The sequence below is a fragment of the Salinisphaera sp. G21_0 genome, assembly GCF_017744115.1.
GTDB lineage: Bacteria > Pseudomonadota > Gammaproteobacteria > Pseudomonadales > Endozoicomonadaceae > Endozoicomonas.
In genome coordinates this window covers 36,260-45,351 of sequence record NZ_JAGHQW010000047.1, presented here as the reverse complement: position 1 = coordinate 45,351, position 9,092 = coordinate 36,260, and the positions used below count along the sequence as shown (strand labels likewise).

Annotated in this window: 6 protein-coding genes; 4 read left to right on the top strand and 2 right to left on the bottom strand. The window is 47.4% G+C overall.

Annotated elements, in window-relative coordinates; all coding sequences use genetic code 11:
- Positions 1-3 precede the first annotated feature (3 nt).
- Together J7439_RS19345 and J7439_RS19340 are read right to left on the bottom strand one after the other, a co-directional pair.
- Positions 4-1,083, bottom strand: coding sequence for a coiled-coil domain-containing protein (locus J7439_RS19345; protein ID WP_209203591.1), 1,080 nt, complete (start codon positions 1,081-1,083; stop codon positions 4-6).
- A gap of 405 nt (positions 1,084-1,488) precedes the next feature.
- A complete protein-coding gene (locus J7439_RS19340) occupies positions 1,489-1,818 on the bottom strand; it encodes a MarR family winged helix-turn-helix transcriptional regulator (RefSeq protein ID WP_020583484.1) in 330 nt (109 codons plus the stop codon).
- Positions 1,819-2,390: 572 nt separating this feature from the next.
- On the opposite strand from J7439_RS19340, the gene xthA reads away from it, so the two are divergent.
- The 4 genes from xthA to J7439_RS19320 all read left to right on the top strand — a co-directional run bounded on the left by xthA (position 2,391) and on the right by J7439_RS19320 (position 9,040).
- Positions 2,391-3,209, top strand: coding sequence for an exodeoxyribonuclease III (gene xthA / locus J7439_RS19335; protein WP_209203590.1), 819 nt, complete (start codon positions 2,391-2,393; stop codon positions 3,207-3,209).
- A gap of 124 nt (positions 3,210-3,333) precedes the next feature.
- Complete coding sequence (locus tag J7439_RS19330) at positions 3,334-4,542, top strand: hypothetical protein (protein ID WP_209203589.1); 1,209 nt, start codon at positions 3,334-3,336, stop codon at positions 4,540-4,542.
- A 283-nt stretch (positions 4,543-4,825) separates the two neighbouring features.
- Positions 4,826-5,935: an efflux RND transporter periplasmic adaptor subunit gene (locus J7439_RS19325; RefSeq protein WP_209203588.1), complete on the top strand. Its 1,110-nt coding sequence runs from the start codon at positions 4,826-4,828 to the stop codon at positions 5,933-5,935.
- Positions 5,936-5,941: 6 nt separating this feature from the next.
- Entirely contained in the window at positions 5,942-9,040 is a 3,099-nt protein-coding gene (locus tag J7439_RS19320; RefSeq protein WP_209203587.1) for an efflux RND transporter permease subunit, read from the top strand.
- Positions 9,041-9,092 lie beyond the last annotated feature (52 nt).

Sequence of the window (9,092 nt, the reverse complement as noted above, 5' to 3'; positions counted from 1 at the left end):
GGCTCACTGCGTTACCTCAGGAGTATCGGTTTTTTTTGACAACGCTTTTTCAAAAGCCTCGGCAATACCGCGGGCTCTTTCAAGTTCAAGCCGAAGATTGCCGATTTCATCAAGTCGCTCTTCCGTTTCCAGCAGCCGACTCTCCAGCTTTTCTTTATCTGATATTGCGGTCCTGTATTGCTCTTGCATCATATGAGATTCCCTGGCTCCAGCCAGAAGGCTACGCACCGCACCTAGTAGATTACCCTGATCACTGTCCAGTAGCACCATTAGCTGATTAGCAAGCTGAACCGTGGCTTCTGTCTTGCTTTTCTCTGAAGACAGATTGTTTCTTTCTTCGCAAACCTGAATATATGCCTTCGACTTGCTGTCCAATCGGCTTTGCAGCTCCAGATTATGTTTTTTCAACTCCTGCTGTTCCTGGAGCTGGTTGCTTATCTTCTTTTCCAATCCCTGCTTTAACCTTCGCTCATCATCGACCACGCCAATCCAGTGATTCAGTTGCTCCTGGCTCCGTTGATCCATCTGCTTCTCCAGGTTGCTGATGGCCTGAAGATGAAGGGCTTTTTGCTCAGCAGCAGCAGATTGTAGTTGTTCAGTTTGTCTCTGTTCTGATTTCAGCAGTGACTCCAGTTCTTTCAGGTTCTGAGTTCTTTGTTGCAAAGTGAGCTTCGTTGCCTCGAGCTCTGCACTGATATGCTGAACCTGGTCCTGAAGTTCAGAGTTGTTGTGAGATAGCTGGCTATTCTTTTCTAAAAGCTGACTCAGGCTTTCTTTTAGTTCATCGATCTCCTGGTTTGCAGACTCTTCAAAATTCCGCTGGTCCTCGGACAATTGATGCTTCCACTGGGCAATGCCTCTTTTCAGGCCTCTGACCAGATCATCCGGCAATTCAAGCTCTTCGGCTTCACCAATAGCCCCTAGATATCGCCATTCATTGTAATAAGGCAGTACGGTCTGCTTTCCCATTTTCCCGATGCGGGCGACTTTGTCGGCGTTAATTCTCTCACCTTTCTCTTTCAAGTCATCAAGAATGCTGAAAATGTGCTGCCTTCTGACTTTGTCCTGCTCTGAGTTCTTCATATTCGCTGTAGTATTCCAAAATATAGAACCAATAATACCGGTATTGTAATACCAGTATTATCAGTACCACAACATAAACCTTTACTGCCGGTAACTGAACTTATCGGCAGTAATTTGCATTTGATAGCGGATATGGATAGCAATAGCCAGAGGGCAAAGCCTGTTGACGTTTTATTGATTGATTCGACGTATCAGAGCGTCCTTATGACGAGACCGGGGCACTTCAGGAATAAGAGACTTTCGTCGGGGTTTTGCGACAGCTTCAAAATGTCGAAGAAAAATGCTGGTTAAGACCAGAGGTAGATACAGTGAGGATAAGAATGCATGGGAGGAGGGTTAGGGCCCCTAAGAGTAACTTCTACAATACTCCTACAACCGTGTAGAGCCCTGGTGATACTGGTTTGTTCATTTCAGATATCGAGCTTTCTGCTTGATTTTTTCCACCAGTTTTTTGCCTTTGGCAGTCAGTGTCAGCTTAAAATAGCGACCATCATCTTCGTGCTGAACCTTTTTGATCAGCCCCAGGCCAGGCCTGTCGTGCCGTCCTTCACCCAGACGTTTAACACTGACCGCAATATCACTTGGGGTACCACAGGTGAGCTTTTCAGCATTTACAAGATCTGTAATGGTTTCTCCGGGGTTTTCTGCAACCACGAGGAGAATTTGCCATTGGATAACCGTCAGTGGTTGTTCCTGCATCAACTGGGTTAATTTGATAAGACCTTTTAAAGTCATTGGCAGTTACCTTTCTCTAGTTAGTTATGAGGTTTGTTGTGGACTAGTAGCGTCGTTTACTTTCCATGCTATTAGGCTTAAGCCTAGTCTGTACAACTGTTACGGCGACTGCTATACCAGAGTAAATGTTAGACAGTTTTCTACTGTTATAGCAAGTTTCCGTTCACAGTCGTTAAACATTTCGGCAATGAGTAACAAAACTGTTACGTTAGGAAACAAACGCTCAGAGGGAGATCCTTTCAGTCATGGAGCATCCGGATCGTCATTCAGCCCGCCAATTATTACGACTGAAGGCGGATAGAACTCAATGACGTCTAATGAGCAGTGTCTCCTTAATATCGGTAAAGAGTTAGACAACGATTTTTGGAAAAAATTCTCTAAAAAAATACATTACGCATATATTGTCGTGAAGAAAGCCTATGACAGGTGTTTTTTTTCTGAAAGATAGTGTTTATATCGATGAAATTAATATTCGCATAATATATATTATGTTAAATTAGAAATATTGGTTACATCCTATCGACGGCAACACCAAAACTACCCTGAACCTGCCCTAAGGTCATGATAAAACGATGAAAATAGTCAGCTTTAATGTCAATGGTGTGAGGGCGCGCTTACATCAACTCTCCCAAGTAATTGAAGACCATAGTCCTGATCTGATAGGCCTTCAGGAGATCAAAGTATCTGATGAACACTTCCCGGTGAAAGCCATTGAGGATCTGGGCTACAGCGTCTTGTGTCATGGCCAGAAAACCCATTACGGCGTTGCATTACTCAGTAAGACGCCTGCGGTGAGTGTTCAAAAAGGATTCCCTACGGACCTGCCTGACGCCCAGCGTCGTGTTATTATTGGCGACTATGAATTGAACGGGCAAATGTTGAGAGTCATTAATGGTTATTTCCCCCAGGGAGAAAATCGCAGTCACGAGACCAAGTTTGCCAATAAAGCTAAGTTTTACAATGATTTACAGGCTTATCTGCAAAGCTCCTGTTCCCCCTCCTCCAATATTTTAGTGATTGGTGACTTTAATATCTCTCATACAGACCTGGATATTGGCATTGGTCCCGCTAATGCCAGACGATGGCTAAGAACCGGCAAATGCAGCTTTTTGCCAGAGGAGCGGGAATGGTTTGACCGACTGCTTGGGTGGGGGCTAACGGATTGTTTCAGGGAGCTATATCCTGATGAAGACAATCTCTTCAGCTGGTTTGATTACCGAAGCCGTGGGTTTGAGAGTGAGCCAAAGCGTGGCTTGAGAATAGATTCTATTCTGGCAACGAACTCTTTAATGCAGATATGCCAATCCATTTTTATGGATTACAAAATCAGAGCCATGGAAAAACCCTCTGATCACGCCCCCGTCATCGCTGAATTTTCTGAGTTAATATAAATTCATTTTTATAGGATATTGATAATCTTTGCTCTATTTATCATGTGATAATCATTCGTATTTGCATCTTTGCAAAGCCTGTCTATTCTAAGCCCATTCAATAACAAATGATTGGGATATAAATATGACCGCTTTGCAAAAAAGCAGAATGCTTTTTATCATTCTCTTTGCTTCTCTTCCCGGGTATTGTCTGGCGGAGCTGGATGATGGTGTAAAAAAGCATGAAATATCATTAAATTATCTGGGCAAGGGAACATTTAAAGGTCATATTTGTGTGCAATGCTCTGACCCAAATAATGCTTGTGAATCTGTCCTGGAATTTGAACAGGATGGTGATTCTCCATACCTGCCCTTTTTAGCAGAAATGAAGTTTCATGGGCACTTTCAAAGAGATTTAAATGACTTATCAGAGCTGGGTTCAATCACCGCACAAAAAGACAGCAGGGAAACCAAAATTCCATTAGGTATTGATTATGATGAACTGTCGCTTGGTGATAAAGACAATTCGACCACCAGGGCTGTGATTGCGCATCTACACCCGTCCTTAATCCATCATGCCAAAAAAGAATTAGACAACATTACTGAGGCTGCAGACTACCTGAAGGGTACAACCAGAAACTCCCAGACCCTGCACTTATTTAAGCCGGAACCACACAACCTTTCATTTAAAGATTCAGAGAAGCTGGCAAGCTCTGTCCATGGCGATTTTATGGTGCTGGATATTGGTGAAAGTTACTCGATGGTCCTTATATTCAACCAGGAAAACATTCCGGAATTTATCTACGTACTTGACCGCTGGAAACTGTACAGAGATCCAATATTCAAAACCATTATCGGCTATGGTGATCTGGTTGGCCTGGTGTTGCACGGCATGGACTTTATCAAGTACAGCGGCTCATTGCTGGGCATAACAAGCCATGGTCATCATCATTCACACTTTGCCTTTTTGAAAAATCTTGCCGGTTCTGCTGGCATTGGACCGACGGTGTATCATACTTTGACCAGTCTGATAAGTTCCGGCTTCCATATTGCCGAGATAATTGACCATAGCCATGGTATCAGTGAATTTATCAGTGGTGGTCAGAAGCACTACCATGATCACCATCATGGTGCATGGGAAAACCTCTTTGGCCACATGCATTTAGCCCATACGGTTGTGGAAATGATTGCCGAGCCTTCTCTTGCCCATGGGCTTCAAACGATTTTAACCTTTGCCAGCTTTGGCTATCACCATGTGCCACATCATTATTATGAACATCCAATGTCGGATGTTCTTCGTCCGGTAATATACTCACGGGGTCAATCTACTCCTGATGCTAAAACTCTGAACTAGTGCATCCCATTTACTCAGAACTCTGATCACTTCTGAAATGGTGGTCAGAGCCTCCCTTCCCTTTTATCACCCGGTTGAACTATAAGAAACTGGACGCATTTCTTATGGGATATTGCGAGAATTCCGGATCTTATGGATACTAATACGCGTCCGGCGTTGTACTTTTTATAAATGATTCTTATCAATGCTTCGGTAACTCGCCGGATAGACGATGTAATACTACTACACGTCAGGGCAATGACTGCCAGCTCAGAATAAAAATATGATACTGGGGTAAACAAGAGTGCAAAAGTTAGTCAATGTAAACGGCTCATGGTTAGCCGCCAGTGTTATAGCGGTTGGCATTGGTATCTTCCTGCTGACTGCGGATGTCGTTAATATAAACGACACTGAAAAAGTCAGCCCTCCTTCCCGGGATAGTCAGGAAAATACGGTTATTCCCGTTGTCCAGGCCTCTCACTTTGAGCAATCACCGGTCAATCGTACACTTACACTTTATGGCACCACAGAAACTGACCGGACCGTCACAGTCAGTGCTGAACTGGCAGCCCGGGTTATTAATATCAGTGCTGAACGTGGTCAGCTGATGGCGGCGGGCGACGAAATTATCCGGCTACGTGAAGGCAGTCTGAAGGCTCAACTGAAGTCTGCTGAAGCTCGTGTCAGACAAGCTGAGCAGGATTACCAGTCAGCCCTTATGCTGCAAAAGAAAAAACACATTGCTGATAATCAGATTACTCAGCTAGAGGCTTCCCTGGCTGAGGCGCTGTCGCAAAAAGAGCAGCTCCAGACGCACTGGGACAATACCCTGATTAAGGCCCCCGTTTCCGGCATTCTTAACAAGCGCTATGTGGAAGTTGGTGACTTTATTGATAAAGGAAAACCGGTGGCTGAAATTCTCGACCTTGACCCGCTGGTGGTCCATGTCGATGTTCCCCAGAATCATATTAATTATTTTACCTCCGGCCAGAAAGCGGTTGTCCAGTTTCTCGGTGGAGCGACCAGCAAAGCGACTATTCGGTTTATTGATCGACAGGCTGATCCATCAACCCGGACATTTTCTGTCGAGCTAACCATCCCGAACCCTGATATGAAAATTCCCGCAGGCCTCAGCGTTGAAGCTGACCTGTTGATGGAAGCAGTTATGGCACTGGAAATAAGTCCTGCATGGCTTGCGTTGAGTGAAGAAGGCGAGCCGGGGATTAAATGGGTGACAATGGACAATCGGGTCGAGTTCACCCCCGTAGATGTCGTCAAATCGGAAAGTGACCGCCTCTGGGTGACAGGCATTCCCGAACAGGCCAGGGTCATTACCCGTGGTCAGGGCTTCGTTCGGTCTGGTGATCAGGTTGATGTCATCAACCCTGATGTTGCTCTGGTTGCCGGGGAGTAATGACCAATGCACAGTCTGATTGCTGCATCACTCATGCGGACCCGTACGGTCATGATGCTGCTGGCGTTAATCCTGATGACCGGGCTGGCCAGCTATCTTACGATTCCCAGGGAGTCGAACCCTGATATTACGATTCCGGTCATTTATATCTCCGTATCACACGAAGGCATCTCGCCGGAAGATGCCGAACGGCTGCTGGTACTTCCCCTGGAGAATGAACTCAGGGCGATAGAAGGTGTTAAGGAACTCAAGGCCACAGCATCCCAGTCCCTTGCCTCCATTACCCTGGAGTTTATCGCCGGACTTGATACGGATGAGGTCCTTGCCGACGTCAGGGATAAGGTTAACCTTGCCAAAAGTAAGCTGCCACAGGATACCGATGAGCCCATCATCAACCAGATTTCCTTTGCCAGTATGCAACCGGTGATTACGGCGGTATTGTCTGGCAATTTGCCTGAACGCGCATTGGTTAGAATAGCCCGGGAACTTAAGGATGTGCTGGAATCCAGAAAGCAGATTCTGGAGGTGGATATCGCCGGCGACCGGGAGGAAGTGGTTGATGTTATTATTGATCCACTCAAGCTGGAAAGTTACGGGCTGGTGCCTGCGGATGTGATCAATCTGGTCTCCCGGAACAACCAGCTGGTTGCTGCCGGCAACCTGGACAATGGTAAGGGGCGGTTCTCGGTCAAGGTCCCCGCCGTCTACAAAACCGTGGCTGATATCCTCTCACAACCCGTCAAGGCAGACGGTGATCGGGTGATTACCTTTGGTGATATTGCCAGCGTTCTCAGTACCTTCAAGGACGGTGGCGGCTACGCCAGAATGAACGGCAACAATAGTATCGCCCTGGAAATCAAAAAGCGCCCCGGGGAAAACATTATTGAAACCGTGATGCTGGCCAAAACCATTATTGCCGAGGGCCAGAAACTGGCACCGGAAACCCTGAAGGTTGATTATGTGGGTGATCAGTCGGTGGATGTGTTGGCTATGGTCAACGACCTGCAGAACAGCGTTCTGGCGGCCATCACTCTGGTGGTAACGGTGATTGTCGGGGCGCTGGGCCTGCGCAGCGCGGTGTTGGCAGCCATTGCCATTCCCGGCTCTTTTCTGACCGGTATTCTGATCATCGCCATGATGGGCTTAACCATCAATATGGTGGTCCTGATCTCGCTGATGATCGCCGTTGGTATGCTGGTTGATGGTGCCATTGTGGTCACAGAATATGCTGACCGAAAAATGAGTGAGGGGGTTGCCCGCAGGCAGGCCTATCAGGAAGCCTCGTTACGCATGGCATGGCCAATCATCGCGTCCACAGCCACCACACTTGCGGCCTTTTTCCCGCTGATGTTCTGGCCGGGCATTATGGGTGAGATGATGAAGTACCTGCCATTAACCTTGATTGCCACCCTCTCCGCATCTCTGGTGATGGCGCTGATTTTTATCCCAACCATCGGTTCCCTGATTGGTAAGCCCAGAAAACTCAGTGAGCTGGAAAAAAGGTCCATCACCGAAGCGGAAACCGGAGATTTACACAATGTGCCCGGTTGGGCCGGGATCTATATTCGCATGTTGGCGAAAGCGATCCGGCACCCTTTAAAAATATTGTTCTCTGGCATGGCGATGGTGGTAGCCATTTACGTTGCATTTATCAGTTTTGGTAAAGGCGTTGAGTTCTTTCCTGATGTTGACACCAATAACATTATGATCAAAGTGCGCGTGAACTCCAGCAACCTGTCCATAGATGAAAAGGATGAGATACTGCAACGTGTAGAAGCGATTCTGCTGCAACAGCCAGAATTAAAAACACTGTATGCACGTACCGGTGATAACCAGGAAGTGGGGACTATCCGCCTGAATATGGTGGACTGGAAATATCGCCGCAAAGCAGCCCTGGTGGCAGAAGAGATTGATCAGAAACTTGCTCATTTCGCCGGTCTCGATATCACCGTTGAACGAAGAAAAGATGGCCCTCCCCAGGGTAAACCCCTGGAGTTGGTGATCAGTGCCAAAGACCTTGATGTCCTCCACGAAACTGTGGGCAAAGTCAGAACGGTTCTGACCGGTATTGAGGGCTTTACCAATCTGGAAGACGATGGCCCTACTTCCGGCTATGAGTGGCGCATCGATGTAGACCGCGCCGGAGCTGCCCGTTATGGTGCCGATGTCAGCAGTGCCGGTGGTCTGGTACGGATGGTGACCTCTGGTTTAACGGTGGGCGGTTACCGTCCGGATGACAGCAGTGATGAAGTGGACATTCGTATTCGTTTTCCTGAGTCAGACCGCCACCTTGAGAGCATTGATCAGCTCCGGCTGATGACCCCGGCGGGCCTGGTTCCCATCAACAACTTCACGACCCGGGAGATTGCCCCCAAGGTTGACAGTATCAAGCATCTGGATGGTAAACGAACCGTCACAGTCAGTGCCAACCTGGCTGAGGGCATTCTGCTCAATGACCTGCTGCCCGAATTGCAGGCGCAGCTTGATGCATTGAAGGTGCCAGAGGAAGTAAGCTTTACCATCAAAGGACAGAATGAAGACCAGCAGGAAAGCAGTCAGTTCCTGATCAAGGCATTCGCGGTTGCCCTGTTTGTGATGGCTATGATTCTGGTGACTCAGTTCAACAGCTTCTACCAGGCATTCCTGATTATGTCAGCGGTGCTACTGTCTACCGGAGGTGTATTATTTGGCTTGCTTCTGGCTGGAAAACCCTTTGGCATTGTGATGTGCGGTATCGGGGTCATTTCCCTGGCAGGCATCGTGGTCAACAATAATATTGTGTTGATTGATACCTACAATTTGTTGCGCAAACAGGGCATGAAGGCTGAAGAAGCGATTCTCCGAACCGGTGCCCAGCGTTTGCGACCGGTGATGTTGACCACCGTCACTACTATTCTGGGGCTGATGCCAATGGTGCTCTCCACCAATATTGATCTGTTCAATCATCGACTTGAAATTGGTGGCCCCACTGCCCAGTGGTGGAATCAGCTATCAACGTCCATTGCCGGTGGATTGGCCTTTGCCACTCTGCTGACCCTGGTTCTGACGCCCTGCCTTCTGGTGATCGCTGGTCATAGGCAAGATAGAAAGATAGCTCAGAAATGATCTTCAAGAAGGAGTGAGAGGTATATACATTTGTTGACACCTTTCTGACTGC

Coding starts and splice junctions, on each gene's coding strand:
- J7439_RS19345 (WP_209203591.1), bottom strand. CDS start 1,083: ATGAAGAACTCAGAGCAGGACAAAGTCAGAAGGCAGCACATTTTCAGC.
- xthA (WP_209203590.1), top strand. CDS start 2,391: ATGAAAATAGTCAGCTTTAATGTCAATGGTGTGAGGGCGCGCTTACAT.
- J7439_RS19330 (WP_209203589.1), top strand. CDS start 3,334: ATGACCGCTTTGCAAAAAAGCAGAATGCTTTTTATCATTCTCTTTGCT.
- J7439_RS19320 (WP_209203587.1), top strand. CDS start 5,942: ATGCACAGTCTGATTGCTGCATCACTCATGCGGACCCGTACGGTCATG.
- J7439_RS19340 (WP_020583484.1), bottom strand. CDS start 1,818: ATGACTTTAAAAGGTCTTATCAAATTAACCCAGTTGATGCAGGAACAA.